Origin of the sequence: Enterococcus wangshanyuanii (genome assembly GCF_002197645.1) — a bacterium.
In the GTDB taxonomy this organism is placed as follows: Bacteria; Bacillota; Bacilli; order Lactobacillales; family Enterococcaceae; genus Enterococcus_L; species Enterococcus_L wangshanyuanii.
Genome location: NZ_CP021874.1, coordinates 3796224 through 3814368 on the forward strand (window position 1 = coordinate 3796224; position 18145 = coordinate 3814368).

The 18145-nt window shown below is 35.2% G+C and carries 12 protein-coding genes and 1 pseudogene; 10 read left to right on the forward strand and 3 right to left on the reverse strand.

Annotated elements, in window-relative coordinates; all coding sequences use genetic code 11:
* Positions 1-149 precede the first annotated feature (149 nt).
* The 5 genes from CC204_RS19010 (at position 150) to yqeK (ending at position 6382) form a co-directional block, all read left to right on the forward strand.
* A complete protein-coding gene (locus CC204_RS19010) occupies positions 150-1229 on the forward strand; it encodes a HesA/MoeB/ThiF family protein (protein WP_157894325.1) in 1080 nt (359 codons plus the stop codon).
* Entirely contained in the window at positions 1226-2059 is an 834-nt protein-coding gene (locus tag CC204_RS19015) for an ABC transporter ATP-binding protein (RefSeq protein WP_088271605.1), read from the forward strand. Before CC204_RS19010 ends, CC204_RS19015 begins: the two co-directional genes overlap by 4 nt.
* A gap of 1 nt (position 2060) precedes the next feature.
* Positions 2061-2783: an ABC transporter permease gene (locus CC204_RS19020; RefSeq protein WP_088271606.1), complete on the forward strand. Its 723-nt coding sequence runs from the start codon at positions 2061-2063 to the stop codon at positions 2781-2783.
* A 259-nt stretch (positions 2784-3042) separates the two neighbouring features.
* Positions 3043-5679, forward strand: a complete 2637-nt coding sequence (locus CC204_RS19025; RefSeq protein ID WP_088271607.1) for an HAD-IC family P-type ATPase — start codon at positions 3043-3045, stop codon at positions 5677-5679.
* 109 nt (positions 5680-5788) lie between these two features.
* Complete coding sequence (yqeK, locus tag CC204_RS19030) at positions 5789-6382, forward strand: bis(5'-nucleosyl)-tetraphosphatase (symmetrical) YqeK (protein WP_088271608.1); 594 nt, start codon at positions 5789-5791, stop codon at positions 6380-6382.
* 2295 nt (positions 6383-8677) lie between these two features.
* Here yqeK and CC204_RS19040 read toward each other — a convergent pair.
* Positions 8678-9547 carry a helix-turn-helix domain-containing protein gene (locus CC204_RS19040; RefSeq protein WP_088271609.1) on the reverse strand — a complete coding sequence of 290 codons (870 nt, stop codon included), beginning with the start codon at positions 9545-9547 and terminating at the stop codon, positions 8678-8680.
* A gap of 142 nt (positions 9548-9689) precedes the next feature.
* Between CC204_RS19040 and CC204_RS19045 the strand changes: the two genes are divergently transcribed.
* The 3 genes and pseudogenes from CC204_RS19045 to CC204_RS19055 all read left to right on the forward strand — a co-directional run bounded on the left by CC204_RS19045 (position 9690) and on the right by CC204_RS19055 (position 13098).
* Entirely contained in the window at positions 9690-10322 is a 633-nt protein-coding gene (locus tag CC204_RS19045) for an LPXTG cell wall anchor domain-containing protein (RefSeq protein ID WP_088268140.1), read from the forward strand.
* A gap of 105 nt (positions 10323-10427) precedes the next feature.
* Positions 10428-10859 (forward strand): MarR family winged helix-turn-helix transcriptional regulator, encoded by a 432-nt coding sequence (locus CC204_RS19050; RefSeq protein ID WP_088268142.1) that lies wholly within the window; start codon positions 10428-10430, stop codon positions 10857-10859.
* Positions 10852-13098 (forward strand): annotated as a pseudogene (locus CC204_RS19055) (ATP-binding cassette domain-containing protein). The gene CC204_RS19050 and the pseudogene CC204_RS19055 overlap by 8 nt, the downstream one beginning before the upstream one ends.
* A 187-nt stretch (positions 13099-13285) precedes the next feature.
* On the opposite strand, the gene CC204_RS19060 reads toward CC204_RS19055, so the two are convergent.
* Positions 13286-13657: an iron chaperone gene (locus CC204_RS19060; protein WP_088268144.1), complete on the reverse strand. Its 372-nt coding sequence runs from the start codon at positions 13655-13657 to the stop codon at positions 13286-13288.
* Between the two features lie 106 nt (positions 13658-13763).
* Here CC204_RS19060 and CC204_RS19065 point away from each other — a divergent pair, with 106 nt between their 5' ends.
* On the forward strand, positions 13764-14312 hold the full coding sequence (locus CC204_RS19065) for a DUF1697 domain-containing protein (protein ID WP_088268146.1): 549 nt from the start codon (positions 13764-13766) through the stop codon (positions 14310-14312).
* A 170-nt stretch (positions 14313-14482) separates the two neighbouring features.
* Positions 14483-15556 carry an endonuclease/exonuclease/phosphatase family protein gene (locus CC204_RS19070; protein ID WP_088268148.1) on the forward strand — a complete coding sequence of 358 codons (1074 nt, stop codon included), beginning with the start codon at positions 14483-14485 and terminating at the stop codon, positions 15554-15556.
* Between the two features lie 198 nt (positions 15557-15754).
* On the opposite strand, the gene CC204_RS19075 is transcribed toward CC204_RS19070, so the two are convergent.
* Positions 15755-18091: a glycoside hydrolase gene (locus CC204_RS19075; protein ID WP_088268150.1), complete on the reverse strand. Its 2337-nt coding sequence runs from the start codon at positions 18089-18091 to the stop codon at positions 15755-15757.
* Positions 18092-18145: the final 54 nt, after the last annotated feature.

An 18145-nucleotide genomic window follows, 5' to 3' on the forward strand; every position in this document is an offset into this window, starting at 1 on the left:
TTTATTTGAATCCGTATTGTTCCATTTTAAAAAAAGATAGGCTCACGTATTTATTCAGTAGAGTAGAACAACAACTAACCTTGCCAACGCTTATTGTTGATGAACTTTTAGCGAATCTACCTTGCAATATAGAGCAGGCAGCACTAATAGTGGGAAATGATAATCTTGAAGCTTTGCTCAACTTGAACATTTTAATGGAGGATCTGATTGAAACAACTAAGGTAGACTCTGTAAATAGAGGCTGGTTTTTAGCCCAAAGTGAAAAACAGCTTTATGATAGCGTTAAAGAAAAAACGGTACTTATTCTAGGCTGTGGCGGTCTAGGTTCTCATTCGGCATGGGCTATGACAGCCTTGGGAATAAAAAAAATGATCTTGATAGATGATGATCATGTCTCGATAGATAATCTTAACCGACAATTATTATACGACCAGGCAGATATCAATCATAGTAAAGTTTCTGTATTAAAGAATAAGTTAAGTAAAATCAATCCAGATATAGAGATTGTTACATATAAAAGAAAAATAACTAATCCATATATCCAACTGTCAGATATTTTAACTCTTCATGAGCCAGTAGATCTTGTAATAAAAGCCGTCGATACGCCAGACAATCATATGAGACTGTTCAGTGATTACTTCAGTCATATGAATATCCCTTACACATCCGGCGGTACATTGGGAAATGGGATCATTTTAGGCCCAACATTTCATCCTAGTTTACCCAATCATTATCAAAAGGAAATAACTGCAACCGAAGAGCTGACACGTGTTCATGTAAAGGGCATTTCCTTGCCAATGATCATGGAAAAAGTTGCAGCTGAGGTAAATCTTGAAGCTTTAAATATATTATGCAACCGAATCGACAAAGTTAGGTTTAATGATTCTATAAGCTATGAAAATCTTTATGAATCATCTATTTCTTATGAAAAAAGAAACCTCAGGATTTTTTTATTTTTGATCGTTGGATTAATCAGTACGAGTCTTCAATTTTTAGTCTTATTTTTAATACTCTGGATGACAAGTAATAAAAAAGAAATGATGATGAATGTGGTATCGTTAGCCTCAGGATTTGCTTTTAGTCAGGCAATTCAAGTACTTCTCAGAGCTAATGTATTTACGACTCATTTAGCTATAATTTGTTTCATTTTATTTTTTTCCAGTATGCCATTAGCTATTTTTTGCCTGTGCGATTATTTTATTAGGAACTATAGGAGGATCAGCCAATGACTTATGCCATAGAAATGAATGATATCAGCAAAAATTTTGGAAATCAGACTGCATTAAAAAAGATAAATTTCAACGTAAAAAAAGGAGAAATATTTGGATTTTTAGGACCCTCCGGCGCTGGAAAAACAACAACTATCAAGATCTTAACTGGACAGATAAAAAGCTCGAATGGAACAGCAAAAATTCTTGATCAAGACGTAAAAACAATTGACTCTCATTTTTACACAAGGATTGGAATCGTCACTGATAATAGCGGCGTTTTTAAACAGTTAAGCTGTTATGAGAATTTAAAAATATTTGCTCAAATTTATAATATTCCAGATGCTAGAATTGATCTTTTGATGTCGAGAGTTGGATTGATTGCTGCAAAGAAAAAAAAGGCAGGGAAGCTTTCAAAAGGAATGCTGCAACGGCTTATTTTAGTTAGAGCTCTTTTACATAATCCTGAATTATTGTTCCTGGATGAACCGACTAGTGGGCTTGATCCTAAAACGATGAAAGAAATTCATCAGCTCATTCTCGAGGAAAAGAAACGAGGAATGACGCTATTTTTAACAACTCATAACATGCACGAAGCTGAAATTCTATGCGATCAAGTGGCCTTGTTGCATGGTGGTGAGATTGTGGAATGCAATTCTCCCCAAACCTTGAAGAAAAAATATTATAAAGAGCCTAAAATTGAGATAACTTATAAAGATGATACGCAAAAAACATTAAACTTAACAAGAGAAAATGTGAAAAAGATCAATAAAGACATTTTAACTATCCATTCTAATGAACCTAATTTGGAAGAAATTTTCTTACAATTAACAGGAAAAGAGTTGAATTAATATGGTACGTTCCATTCGAAAAGTTATGATTATTTCAAAAGTTAAATTGATCAACATTATCACAAGTCCTCAGTTATTAAGTTCATTACTTTTAGCCATTGGTTTTTGTTTTATTCTAGATCGATATGCACCAGCTGAGCAGTTAGAGACGATGCCATTATTTATTATCACTACGGGTTTGACTTTTTCCATGGGAATGAGTGGAATAATGATGTCGGCGTTACCATTGTCTTCTGACAAAGAATCAAATATGCTTAGAGTTCTTATGGTAGGAAGTGTCTCGCCATTTCAATATATTCTTGGAAGCATTATTCCTTCATTTTTTTTGATAGGATTGACAAATGCTGTCATTGGTTTCTTCTGGTTGCCGGATCGTATATCGATACTGCCATTTTTGATTATCACATCTCTTGGAACGTTTATTAGTTTGCTGATTGGATTAGTGATAGGTTTTTATAGTTCCAATCAAATGGTTGCTTCGTCCATGTGTATTCCTACAATTTTTATTTTTGCTTTAATACCTATTTTAAAAATAATAAGTGAAGATTTTGAAAAATATAGTAAGTATCTCTATACAAGCCAAGTGATCAATTATCTGCAAAACCTGTTCGAAGAAAAAAATAAACCACTGACATCGGACATATATATAGTCATCTCTTCAACGCTGATCCTCATTTTATTGATTTGCTATTACGGCTATAGAAAAAATCGGTTTGACCGTTAAAAATAGTAAAAATCGATTCTGTAAAGTTGAATATAATGAAATGACTCGAAGAAAAAATAAAGAATCAACGCAATTATTCATTTTATTGAATAGTCGTGTTGATTCTTTATTTGGGTAATAATCGTTTGAGGATCAGCCATAATTTAAATAAAGAAAAGTTTTATGCAGTTCCTTTTGTACGACAAAATAATGCAATGCCTATATAATGTGGAAAACAAGACATTTTTTGACTATTTGAATAAGTGAAGGAGTGGTTATTATGGAATGGTATCGCTTAACGATCAATGACGTCTTTAAAAAGCTGAATGTCGATAAATCTGGTTTGAGTACATCAGAAAGGGCTGAAAGACATCAAACGTATGGCAGCAATGTTCTTTCAAAAGAAAAAGAGATCAGTAACCTACAAAAATTTTTAAGTCACTTCAATGATTTACTTATTTATGTTTTGATCGGCTCTGCAGTGTTGAAAGGAATCAGTGGAGATTTCATTGATATGAGTATTATTTTGCTAGTGGTGATTATCAATGCGATCATCGGTTACATTCAGGAAGCCAAAGCCTCAGATTCATTAGACAGTTTAACTGCTATGATGAGTACTAAAGCAGTTGTGTTGGTCGATCAAGAGAAAAAAACAGTGGATGCAGAAACGTTGGTGCCGGGAGATCTCGTCTATTTAAATGCAGGGGATATTATCCCAGCTGATTTACGAATCACTGAATCATATAATTTAGTTGTAGAAGAGGCGATTTTGACTGGGGAATCTACGCCTGTAGAGAAAAATAGTGAGGCTATTCAAACGCAAGCAGAATTGGGCGATCGTATCAATACCGTATTTTCCGGCACACTTGTAAACAGCGGTTCCGGCAAAGGAGTCGTTACAAGCATTGGTGATGAGACTGAGCTTGGAAAAATCAATCAGCATTTAAAGAGTGTGGAAGAAACAGAAACGCCGTTGATTCGTAAGATGAAAGGGCTAAATAAGCAGATTTTTTATGTATTAGCGATCCTGATTGTATTTTTAGCGGTATTTAGTCTTTTATTTAGAGAGTTGACTGGTGAGGAATTACTGTCAGCGATGATTGCCTTGGCTGTTTCAGCTGTTCCAGAAGGCTTGCCAGCGGTTCTGTCATTGATTTTATCTGTTGGTGTGACGCGTATGGCGAGACAAAAAGCGATCATCAAAAAAATGCCTGCTGTAGAAACCTTGGGGAGTATGACGGTTATTTGTTCCGATAAAACAGGAACCTTGACAAAAAATGAAATGACGGTCGTTTCGGTTGCTCTAGCAGATGAATTGATTGAAGAAAGCCAAGCAGATCCTGATTCAAAACAATTGAATCAAGTTGAAGAAGATGGTCCGTTTAGAAAGATGATCGAAGCGGCTTTATATTGTAATGATACAAAACTTACGTATAAGAAGGGACAAAGAGAAATCATTGGCAACCCAACAGAAGGAGCATTACTGGACTGGGCAAATCATCTGGCTTTGGTGGAAGAAGTCCATGAAGTAAACAAGATTCCGTTTGATTCTTCGTATAAATATATGGCTACGCTAGTCGATGTGGATCAACAACGGTTTATTTATTTAAAAGGTGCGCCGGATGTTTTATTAGCTAAGACGAGCCATCAATTCACTCAAACTGGGATAAAGGAAATTGATTTCTCATACTGGGAAAACAACATTCGTTTGCAAGCGCAAAAAGGACAGCGGATTTTGGCCGCTGCATTTAAAGAAGTAGCTAAAACAAAAGACACGATCATACATGACGATTTAAATGATATGGTTTTGATCGGTTTATTTGGCATCATGGATCCACCAAAACCAGAAGCAATCGAAGCCGTTTCGATCAGTAACAAAGCTGGAATCTCAGTGAAGATGATCACTGGAGATCATCAAGACACGGCTATTGCGATCGCAAAGGATATCGGCATCAAAAATTATACGAATGCTATGACTGGACACGAAATCGAACAATTATCAGATGATGAGTTAGTCGATGTAGTTATGACGCATGATGTCTATGCAAGAACCACACCAGAGCATAAATTACGTTTAGTCAATGCCATTCAAAAAAATGATCAAATCGTTGGAATGACCGGTGATGGAGTCAATGATGCGCCTGCTTTAAAACAAGCCGATATTGGAATCGCAATGGGAATCAAAGGAACACAGGTAACCAAAGATGCGGCGGATATGGTTTTGGCGGATGATAATTTTGCCACGATCACTAGTGCTGTTAAAGAAGGCAGACGTGTGTACGAGAACTTGAAAAAAACAATTTATTTCTCATTACCAACTGCGTTCGCGCAGGGACTCTTAGTTGTTGTATCTTTGTTGATCGATAAGCCGCTGCCATTGACCTCAGTTCAAATTTTATGGCTGAATATGGTCACAACGATTACGTTATCTTTTGCTTTAGGATTTGAGCCTTTAGAAAAAGATGGAATGAGCATACCACCTAGAGATCCTAAGGAAAATATTCTGAATCGTTATGCAGTCATTAGAATTTTTTATGTTTCTGTTTTACTGGCAGGATTAGGTTTTATCGTGAATAATTACCTTGCTGAAAATGGTTCAAGTATTGAAGTGATGCAAACGACGTTGATTACGACGATCGTATTTGGTCAAATTTTCTATATGTTGAATTGTCGTGATATCTATGATTTCCCAATTGATAAAAGTATTTTTTCTAATAAAATTCTTTGGGGAACGATCTTGATCTTATTATTGCTGCAAAGTGCTTTGATTTATCTGCCTTTTATGCATATTGTTTTTGATACAGCAGCAATCGGTCTTCAATACTGGGGCTTAGCGCTGTTATCAGGAATCATCGTTTTTGTGATTGTTGAAGTGGAAAAGAAAATATATCGGACGATTGTAAAAGACAAAAAATAATCGCTATTTGAAATATAGTTTAAAGTCCAGTATACATTAACTGGGCTTTTTTCTTTCAGTTAAATGTTACAATAGTAAGTAACCGCAATCTGATTTGAAAGGAAAAAATATGAAAGACAGAGAAGTTCTTGATTTACAAATGGAAATAAAAGATTTTTTGCATTGTCATAATAAAATGGAAACCTATCATCATTGCACAGCTGTTGGAGAATATGCTTATAATTTAGCGGAAAAAAGTTTAGCAGAACCGAACAAAGCAAAACTTGCAGGTCTTTTACATGATATTTCGGCAATCTATCCCAATAATCAAAGAATCGATAGAGCAAATAAGCTGGAAATTCAACTATGTAAGGAAGAGATCAAGTTTCCTATGATCATTCATCAAAAGATTTCCAGAAAAATGGCACTTGATTTATTCAAAATTACTGATTCGGAAATATTATCTGCGATTGAATGTCACACAACATTGAAGGGTGGTTACTCTGATTTAGATTTAGTCGTGTTTGTAGCAGATAAAATAAAATGGGATCAAGCAGGCGAGCCGCCATATCTTGATGGTTTGATGGCTGCGTTAGATCAGTCATTGGAACATGCTGCATACTATTATATTGAATACTTGTTAAGTAATGATATAAAGGTTATCCATCCTTGGCTGATGGACGCATATAGGGAATTAACAAATAAACTCCAAATTGATTTATAAATAGAAAAATAGCTGATTTTTTATATGAAAGGAAAACACTGTGAAAAGAAATTACAGTGTTTTTTTGTTACAAGATAGATCAGTTTTTACTTAATGATTAGATTAAAATAAATGTCTTTTTGTGATAGACTATAAGTGAGAGGTATTTGCTGGAAAAAATCAGGAAATTTGTTCAGAGTAGTTATTCAAATCAATGAGTGAAACTTTATAAAGAAAGGATGTATAAATATGGCCTATCATACATTTTCATTTTATTGGAAAAGAAGACACGATCCAAAATGGAGACTAGACTATCAAGTGTCTTTGTGGACTAGAGTCAGGAATGCACTTATTCTATCAAATTTAATTGTATATGGGATAATCATTTTTCTAAAAGTTAACGCTTAAATTAGACACATAACATGTCATAATTTGTACTATCATTGTTGAAAATTTAAACAATTCCCCGCCTATCTCCCATGTTAAAAAAATGGTTGGTATGGTCTTTTTTCAAAAGGAATGGAGTTGAGATAGGCGGAGAGTTGAAACAAGTTGGTTCTGCAAGGCCAGCTTGTTTTTTTAGTAGGATCCTGACTATCGTTAGTTAGGTTCTTACTATTACTACAGGATAAAAATTATAATCTGTGACTTTCATGACGTCTGGATCATTCTCGGAAAATAATTGTTTGCATGTTCATTTTTACTTTTTCATTTTATTCTATTACGCATTGACGTAAGCACACCTTTTTTTAGACGAGATGAAAAACACATGGTGAGTCATTGATTTTTATCCAGCAGCTCGCACACATCAGGGGATGGAATTGAAAAAAATGTTAGGAAAAAAGGAGAACCTGATGGGTACTATTTATAAAAAGAGCGAAAAAAAAACGATATTCGTCACCAACAAATACCGTGCAAAAGTTCAATGAATAACCATTCACCTATTCAAAACTAAAAGATGTAAAAAAACACTAGTATTTCTTACAAATTTTAGGTAAAATGAATAAGTCAATGCGCATTGACTAGGGCAACTTGTATTGTCAGTTGTGGCTGACTTTACAGGGCTCTGTAGAAGGATTGCTGTCCTTTTTACAGAGTGCCTTATTTATTTTGTTTTTCGCTCTAATTATTAACTCAAATGACAAAACGCAAAAAAATGGTATTTGTCAGCGACTAATACCATGAAACGTTCAGTAAATAGAAATTAACCAATTCAAAGAAAAGTCAGAAAAAGCTGGTAATCTTTTCTTACTTTTAGTACAATGAAAGAAGTCAATAACATATTGACGGAAGGCAACTTGTATTATTAGTTGTGGCTGATAATACAGGGCTCTGCGGGATGATTTGCTGTCTCCTGCAGGGCGCCTTTTTTTATTTTGTTTTGTAACGTTATCTTAACTTAAAGACAAGATAAGAGTCAAGTCCTTTTGCAAATAGTAAAAAAAATTGATTTAGAGTAAAAAAGTACTCAAACAAAAAAGCAGGCTGGAAATTTTTTTTAGCAAGTAAAACAAACCAGTGAAAAACGTCTGGAAAGCTGATGGTAGCGGGGAAAAGGACAGCTTCTCATAAGCGATGCTTTATGAATATTTCATCCTTTAGTTATATCGTTGGTACGAAAAACGTACAATAACGAACGAATAAAATAGGAAAAGTACTTATGAAGGTAAAAATTTAAGTACGATGAAGAAGAAAGAGAATTGATCAGATGGAAATGCTATTTTCATATAAATAAATGTTTATACTAATATGCGTTCATTGTATACTTAAAGTAACAGATGATTGAAACGAAAGGAATAAAATGACATTAAGATCAATGAAATAGGAATGAGGAGATACTATGAATAAAACGAATCAAGGGTTTATTTTTTGAACCAACTTAGCTATTGTCATTTACTATTTTTTACCTAGAATGCAAGTGTCTACCTATTCTTATTCGTGGAACCTAATTTTTGCTTTTTAGACAGTTGAGTGTCATTTTACTTACAGTAGTGATGTTATTTATTGCTTATCAAAAAACACATTTGAACAAGTGGAAAAACATTGATTCAGGTAGAATGGTTGTGGATTCGTACATTTTATATTTATTTGCAACGATAGTCTGTATAATGATTCTTGAATTTGTCTAACACTTGTAGATAAAAATAGTCTAGTTACTGACGCCTTAATAAATAGTATTTGAAATCATGGACTTCGATGATTCTACAAAAAACGTATTGTTCGTTTTTACTCAAATAAAAAAACAATAGTAAAACCTCCTAAAGTGGAAAGATACTTTAGGAGGTTCTTATTTTATGAGCGAGTGTGAAATAAGAATCATAAAAGAATTGCCCATTCCGCTTGATAAACTTTAGCTATTTGCTCATATTCAAGATATCGCAGGGTGTTCAGAGCTTTTTCACAAACCTTTTGTCCAGATAATATTTGACCTTCTAAAATCAAAAGTATTCCTCTAAAAAAACGCTCAATGATTCTAAAAAGCCCACTATTAAGATCAGTATTCAAGTGATTTAGCTGATCAAGTAACTCTTTTGCCGTCGAAAGTTCATTCTCTTTTAAGCATAGTTCAGAAAAATTGATCAATAATGTTTGTAAAATTTCTTTGCCACGGTCATAGTTGCGGTATTTTTTTAGCAGTTTATATATATTTTTTTTAAAGATCATTCTTTGATCATGTGAGAAGTAGTCAAGTGTATTTGTGAAGATCAGCAATTCAAAGAGTGTCCAAGATTCTCGTTTCAACAAAAATTGAACTACGATAGCCATTTGTTCAGCTGGGATTTTGGTGTAATCGATTTTGTTAAAGTGAAGAAAATGATTGACGATATGAATGCGTCCTTCAACTAAAGCTAAAAAAAGTTCTTTGGTATCAGAAGTTGCTTGTGTTTGGATTTCTTTCTTCAGTTTAAACAAATCATTCAGGTTATTTTCATTTGAGGCTTTAGCTAATAAAGTCCAAAAGGTAGTCGTTTCTGGAATGGTATATTGATTATAGATAAACAGGAATTCATCAGCTGTTATTCTTAGCGCATCTAAGACTTGCTCCAATAATTCTAAGGATAGATCATGACGGCCTTTTTCAAATTCGATCGCATAAGATTTTGAAATCAGGTTATTATATAATTCTTTTTGAGAAATACCTTTAGATAAACGGATCTCGCGTATGACCAGTCCATATTCTTTCATAATTCAAATCCTTTCTAAGCTATGATTGTTGATAAAAAGAGTGTAGCAGTTTTTGCTGAAAAGTCCTAGATATAGGACTTTAATCTATATAAGAAATTATTTTGTTCATGATAGATCAAAGCTTTAAGAAAGGAACGAGAACATGTTTAAAAAATATTTTATTATCGCTTTAGCTATTTTTTTGACAGGATTTTGGGCAATAGCAGCAGAAGCAGAAACGATCATTGTTACACCAAGCCATATCATTAAAGATCAAAAAGACTATTATTTAGATGGGCATACTTGGTATAACGATGGTAAACCAATAAATTCTGATAGTCTATTTTCGACAGAAGAAAGTTCGGCGGTCGAATCGACTACTACGGAATCGACTACAGAGACAACGACCATTGAAGCTTCAGATAGCACGAAAGAAACGACCACAGAGACGACAAGCTCACTATCCGCTGCCAGCGTAGAAAAAGAGACAAGTGTGCCTTCCTCGACTGCTATTGGCATAGAGACTTCAACAACGACCAGCGTTGAATCATCTATCGAAAATGAACAGACAAGTGCTAGTAACAAAGAAAGTTCAACTGACGTTAATGAACCATTAGTAAAAACGAGCAAAGTTGAGAGAATAGAAGCACCAAGCAACAATCCAACCAGTTCTTCAAACAATACATCAATGTCTAATAGATTACCTGAGACCGGTGAAAAAAGTCCAATAGTCATCAGTTTTCTAGGAATTGTTCTGATTGGGTGTGCTATTTTTTTGTTTAATCGACGTATATGAATTTTTTCTAGTGTTTAACTATTTTACATGAGTCAAGGCTCTTGTAAAATAGTTTCTTTTTTATTATAATTTCCATATAGAAATCATTTTATGGAGGCGAATCAAATGAATACGCTTGAAGATACGTTAATGAATCTACAGTGTGAACTAGTTGCGGAAAGGAATAGGACAAATCCTCAAGGGATCAGCTGGCTTCAGTATGACGTTTTACATCTTCTTGATTTAGAAAAAGAGCTAGCGCCATCAAAAATCAGTATTTTACTTGGAATCAGTCGAACAAAGCTATCTAAGGCTTTAAAAGAGTTGAAGACCATGTATTATATCCAACAAAAACCAAATGAAAAAGATGGACGAGAATTACGAACGGTTTTAACTGAAACAGGTCATCAATTGCTTAAGGATCTCGACCAAGGGCATCAACAACTTCATCAAGTTGCCAACCAAGTATTTACCAATGAAGAACAAGAACAATTTTCACAGCTGGCTGAAAAATTCTCCAATGCGCTTAAATCAGAAAGGTTGAAGGCTCATGAATAACTTTATTTCGATTAAAGGAGCCAAAACAAATAATCTCAAAAATCTGTCTCTTGACATTCCAAAACAACAAATAACCGTTGTCACTGGTGTTTCAGGGTCTGGTAAATCCTCTCTAGTCTTCGACACTCTAGCGGCTGAATCCCAACGACTTTTAAATGAAACTTATTCTAGCTATATTCAGCAGCTATTGCCTCACTATCCACAACCTGTCTTTGATACTATAGAAAATCTACCTGTTTCGATAGTGATCAATCAAAAGAAGATTGGTGGCAATGCACGCTCAACTGTTGGTACAGTAACAGATATTTACTCGAGTCTACGCCTTTTATTTTCAAGAATCGCTACGCCATTTATTGGCTATTCAATGGTCTATTCATTTAATAATCCGCAGGGAATGTGCCCGATTTGCAATGGCTTAGGTGAAACAAAACAAATTAATTTGAATCAGCTGATTGATTTTAACAAATCATTAAATGAGGGTGCAATTGATTTCCCTACCTTTCAACCTGGCGGCTGGCGATTGACCAGATACACAGAATCAGGAAATTTCGATAATGATAAAAAAATCCAAGATTATAGCCAGTCAGAGTTAGAGCTTCTTTTACACGATATCGGAAGCGCGCCAAAGAATCCAACCAAAAAATGGCCAAAAACCTCAACCTATATTGGGATTATTCCAAGAATCACTAAAAATTTTGTAGAGAAAGACGAGACGAAATATACGAAGCAATTGAATCGGATACTTGAGGTCAGAGAGTGTTCGGGCTGTCATGGAACCAGAGTTAACGAAATTGTTCGATCTGCAAAAATTGATGGAAAATCTATTGCGGATTGCGTAACCATGTCGATCACAGAATTACTGTTGTTCATTAAACATATTCATTCTCCTAACGTTGAGATTGTTTTGAATGATCTGATCAAAAAATTAGAAAGCTTACAGAACGTTGGTTTGAGTTAATTATTTCTTAACCGCCCAACAGCTACTCTTTCTGGTGGTGAATCCCAAAGAATAAAGATGACCAAGCATCTAAATAGTGCATTGACTGATGTTTTATACATTTTTGATGAACCCAGTATTGGTCTTCATCCAGAAGATATTTTAAGAATGTCAAAAATTATTATTGGGCTGAAAAAGAAAGGGAATACTGTGGTATTAGTTGACCATGATCCTGATATTATAAAAATCGCAGATCATGTGGTGGATCTAGGGGAATATGCAGGAGATAAAGGTGGCAAGATCACTTTTGAAGGAACGTATCAAGAATTATTGAAATCGGATACAATCACGGGGAAAAGTTTATCTGCAATAAATACGATCAATACTGAAAAAAAGCTGTTTTCTACTTACTATTCATTAAATAAAGTTAGCCTGCATAACGTTATTGAGGCTTCAGTAAAAATACCAAAACAATCATTAACGGTCGTTACAGGTGTGGCTGGCTCTGGAAAGAGTACGTTGATTCGGCAGCTCTTCAAGCAAAAATACCCCGAAGCAAGTATCTTGGATCAGAATCCGATAAGTGGGAGTAATCGTTCAAATGTCCTGACGTACCTTAATGTTTTTGATAAAATAAGAAATATTTTTGCACATGATTCCGGAAAAAGCAGCTCTCTTTTTAGCTATAACGGGAAAGGTGCTTGTCCTGTTTGTAAAGGGAAGGGCTATTTAAAATTAGATTTAGCCTACATGGGAGATGTTAAACAGATTTGTGAAAAGTGCCAGGGGAAAAGATATAGTGATGAAGCACTTTCCATAGTTTGGCGCGGCTTGAACATCTATGATCTTTTACAGCTGTCGGCTGAAAAAGCGCGCAAGCTATTTGAAGACAGTGCATTAGTAGCAGCTATGCAAACGTTGATTGATGTTAATTTAGGGTATGTCAAATTGGGCCAATCATTAGCTACGTTTTCGGGAGGAGAGTTACAACGCTTGAAAATAGCTAAGGTAATGCAGCAAAATACGACGGATTTATTGATCTTAGATGAACCATCTACTGGTTTACATGAGGCTGATATCAAGAAGTTACTAAAGCTTTTCAAAAGACTTCTGAAAAGAAATCAGACGTTGATCGTTTTAGAACACAATCTTCAAATTATTAGTCATGCGCAGTGGATCATCGATATGGGGATTGGCGGAGGCGATTTAGGCGGGAAAATACTTTTTGAGGGGTACCCGATTGATTTATTGACTGTATCAGATTCATATACTGCTAAACATTTACAAAGATATATAAAGTAAGCAAAACGGTAGCACAAAAAATCCCATCTCAGCCAAGATGGGATCAAATGATTTATTTATCTTTTGGGGAAGATAAGTAATTTCTCTATGAATGAATCATAAACGATTTTCACTGCTTTTGCTACTTCAAAAAAATCCTATCCTTCTTACTTTTTTGAAGAAACTCTGTATTTAAAAGGATCGGCAGCTATTCTCTCCAAAATTTTGTGTAATCGATTTTTTCCTGGATGTTATAGTCGATGATTTTTTTGAGTAAGGCAAAATCGATTTCTTGGGCCCAAGTGATTTTGAAGATATTATCTGTATGCTCATATCCAGCTTTTTCGATGTCTTCTTTGAACGCGGCAAGTGTCGCGGTTTCAGGTGCGACCGACATATGTTTTTTCGAAACGCTAAAACCGATAATAAATGTCCCATGATCGGTAAACATCGGTTGATTCCATTTGATGACGGTTTCTAGCTGCGGAAAACTTCCTTTGATCCAGTTAAACAGATCATTCAAACGCTGACGTTGGTCTGGATTACTGATTTTTTCTGTAAATTCATTTAAATTTGCCATCGTGAAACCTCTTTTCTTTTAGGTAGGATTGTTTCATTGTTTTTATTATAATATGAATAAAGAATTTAGAATAGGTATTTGATTGAGTAGAAGGAGGGGAATGAAGATGCCACAATATATTGCTTTATTGCGCGGTGTAAATGTCGGAGGGAAAAATCGTGTGGTGATGACCGAATTAAGGGAGTCATTTGAGCAGCATGGATTTACACAAGTCAAAACGTATTTAAATAGCGGGAATGTCATTTTTTCAACGGAGAAAAAGGAATCAGAAATGATTACTAAAGAGTGTGAAATGCTGATTGAAAGGATGACAGGGCTGCATATTCCTGTGACGATCGTTTCTGGTGAAGCGTGGCTGGAAGCGGTCAAGCATGCGCCAAAATGGTGGAATACAGACAAGGAATCAAAACATAATGCAATTTTTATTATTTCGCCAACGACAACAGCTGAGGTCATGCTTTCTGTTGGAGAAGCAAAACCGGAGTACGAGCAGGTCGATCATCATGAACGAGTGATTTTTTGGTCAGCACCATTAAAAACATTTTCGAGAACCCGCTGGTCAAAGATCGTCAGCTCAGCGTACTATGATCGAATCACGATCAGAAATGCCAATACAGTTATGAAAATAGCGGAGCTGATCAAAAAAGAAAAATGAATACTTGCCTTCGACATGGCTCCGAGGTTTATACTTTCCTTGTTGGTCGATCAACACGTCATAAAAAAATGAACGACATATCTAGTGAATAAAAAATAGACGAGCAGCCGATTTATTGTATAATGGTTGTTAGTCTGTTTTTATTTATAGGATGGAAAGAGGAAAGTATTATGAAAAAAAAGATCAAGATACTGTTCAGTATACTTGCTGCAATTATCGCTATTATTTTAATCTATGTGGGGTATGTTTATTTCAGCTATTCAAGAATTGAAGATGATGTTTCGATTAAAGTGGTACAGAAAGCTGAACATTCAAGCCTAACTACAAACAAAGAATATAGAATAACTACATTCAATATTGGCTACGGCTCATATACACCTGATTATACATTTTTCATGGACGGTGGAAAGCAATCCAAAGCGGTAAGTAAGGAAAGTGTACGTACTAACATTGACGGTGTGATCGAAACGACAAAGAAAATCGCTCCTGATTTTGCTTTATTTCAGGAAGTAGATGAAAAAGCAACACGCAGCCGCGGAGTAGATGAGGTTCAGCAGATCAATCAGAGTTTTAAAGAACACACAAGTGCATTTGCAGTGAATTATGATTCCGCATTTTTAATGTATCCGGTGTTAGATCCAATCGGAAAATCGAAATCTGGGATTTTAACACTTAGTAATACAGAAATGGAAAGTAGTACACGTTACAGTTTACCGATCGAAACCAATTTTAATAAATTTTTTGATTTAGACCGAGCGTTTACGGTTTCTAAAATTCCAGTTGCAAACGGAAAATCATTGATGCTGTATAATGTTCATTTATCTGCATATATCAAAGACCAGAAAATTCAAAAAGAGCAAGTGCATAAGCTGTTTGATCATATGGAACAGGAATATAAAAAAGGAAATTATGTGGTTTGTGGAGGAGATTTTAATCATGATTTGCTTCCTTCCTCTACGGAAACGTTTAAAAACGATCCGACAGAAGAGTATACCTGGCTGCAGCCTTTTCCAAAAACAGAACTGCCCGAAAATCTTCGTGTAGCAGCATTGAGTGAAACCAAAGAAGCGGTACCTTCAGTTCGTAATTTAGACAAACCTTATGAAAAAGGCAAGTCATTTGTTGCGTTGATCGATGGCTTTATTGTGTCTGATAATATTGAGAATATCAATGGAAAAGTGATCGATAAGGAATTTCAACATTCAGATCATAATCCAGTTGAGATGACGTTTAAATTGAAATAATGGAATAAAAGTGCTTTTTTCTCGCCGCTTATTCAGAATCAAAGCCCGAAACAAAACTGATTTTTAGTTTTGTTTCGGGCTTGTTAGCTTTTGATAACGGACGGATAAAAACCAGTTTTTTCGGTAATTGGACTAAAAAAACGAAGCAACATTTGTCTGATCTTTTTTTATATAGGATTCAATTTGTGAGATGAAATATTATTCTTTTACTTGAATAATTGTTTGTTGCCTATGATTGATAATCAGAGCTGTTTGGTCAGGCACTTTGACATCATCCGTATCATAATTCCTATCAGAAAAATTAGCGATCACTACTAGATCATCTCCAAATTGTGTTTTTTGTACGAGACGGTCTTGTGTCAAGACTGTGAAGTCGGTCATTTCATGTGCTAAAGCAGCTTTTTGAAATGGTGCCCAAATTTTAGCATTTTCACTGATATCCTGTTTATGTTCATCCCACGCAGCTTTATCGAGGTGGAACATTGGCGGAGTATTATATAAATATTCCTTCATACGGCGTTCAGCGACTTGTCCTTTGATTTTGTAACTATCCCATTCCCATTGATGTGAAGTAATGACTGAGCGATTATAAACAAGCTTATATAGTGGGAGTGAATAAGCTGGATCTGTATAAATGGCTTTGTATTCATCTTTGATCGGAACGGTTTTTTTATATTTTGTTGGAATACCGCCATCTAAAGCAGCGTAGCTTCCCACATAATATTCACTCTCTTTATTTTCCCTCATATCCGGGTCAGACCACATGATCACAGGCGTTTCGATTCCGTGAGAGAAGACCATTTCTTTTGAAGCAAAATCATTTCCTCCTTCTGAGCCGACAACTAATCCATTCTTATTGAAATAATCCATTCTTTTTAGACGACCAGCAACATCTTCACTTTGAGTTGTTTGGTGATCAGGACTGTAGTCATTGTAAATTTCTCCAGCTGCATCTGTATCTAGAAACCAAGAGTTGAAAGGAATCTTATTTTGCATAATACCAATGAAGCGTTCTTCAACATCTGGAAAAATTTGCGTTGGATTTAGCTTTCTACCTTTGCCTAAAAACCCAGCCACTTTTTCGCCATTTTTCTTTGTCACAGTTGCTTGTTCATAGAGTTTTTCATTGGGAAAAGAAGCGGTATTCCAATCGATACTGGCATTTTCTTGAATAGATTGATACGAATCATAGGGACCGATCAAATATCCTTGATCAGCTGCCGTTTTTACCATAGCAGGATTCATTAAGCCATTGGCCCAGTTAGGTAAACCGATCCAAGCGTTTTCTATCCCAGCATTTTTCATTTCTTTAAAGACGTCGACGGATGTCTCTTTGCCCCATTGTTCAAGCGGGGGAGTCAGGTCTTGAAGAGCGCCAGCTAATAAATGTTTATTTAATGTATAACGGTCTTGTTCACTCAATGTATCGATTCCTTTTTCAATCAGTTTTGAAGCTGTTTCATCCGGCTGTTTAAAAATAGACTTATTGAAAAATTGAGGGTAAAGCAGAACATAATTGAGTGAATTTAAAAGGGTGTTTTTTTCATACTGATAGCCTTCATTATTTTTGAAAGCAGCTAAAGCATTTTCGTATTCTGCTGATCCATCTTCGCCATATTGTGATAATAATTCAGCGATCCATTGAAAAATAGGCTCATCAACTTGTTCAGGAAGCTTGCTCCAGTTAATATCTTCTTCAGTTAAAATCCGGCTGTTCCAGTAATAAATTTGAATGGCTCCCCGCATTTTCTTGATTTCTGGATTCTCTTTTTCCTTGTCGTCTAATGTCTTGAAATTATTTGTCTTGATGCGATCCATTTGATAAGTTTTGGCAATCGCAACTGGGTCATTTTCTGTGATATAAAGGCGATAATTCAAGGTTTTGTTTTTGTCGAAGCCGATAAAATGATGACTGGCCTCAAAAGCTAGGTGATTACTTGTTTCAGCGAGCAAATCACTATTAAAGGTTTCATCAGTGACAAAGCTTGCGGCAAACTGTTCATAGTTAGCAGTGAAAAAGCTCATGGAGAAAGCTTCACTCATGGCTAACTCATTGTTTTGTTGAAAATAAGCCAGCCAATCTTTTTGATCATTTGGGATCATTTTTCCTTCTGCGATGGGTAAGGTATAATTTTTAGCATCGATTTTTGGCCAGTTGAAGGTTAAGTCCTCATCAGTCAAACTTGTAAGTGAAATAGCCAAGTGCTCGTCTTCTTTTTTTACTGCGATTTGAAGGTGTTCATCTGGATAAGTCCAGCTGATTTCGTTAGTCGTTTTTTTTAAATTTGTTACTCGTTTGGTTGTTTGAGGTTGAGCAACGGTTTCTTTTTGGTTGTTTTCGGTGATTGTGATAGCAAAGGTTTCAGGATCAACGTCAAATGAGAAATCAGTTTTGGCATAAGATTTATTTTTGTTTAGCTCTTGGTTAACTGAGCTTTTTTCTTGTACCTGCTTCTGCATTATTCCGGGCGTCTGACAAGCTGCTAATGAAAGTGTTAGCGTGGTTAAAAGTGTGATAAAAAATTTCTTTTTCATGATTTTCCTCCTAAATGAACTGGTTTATTGAACCAATTGGAGTGTAACAAGTAT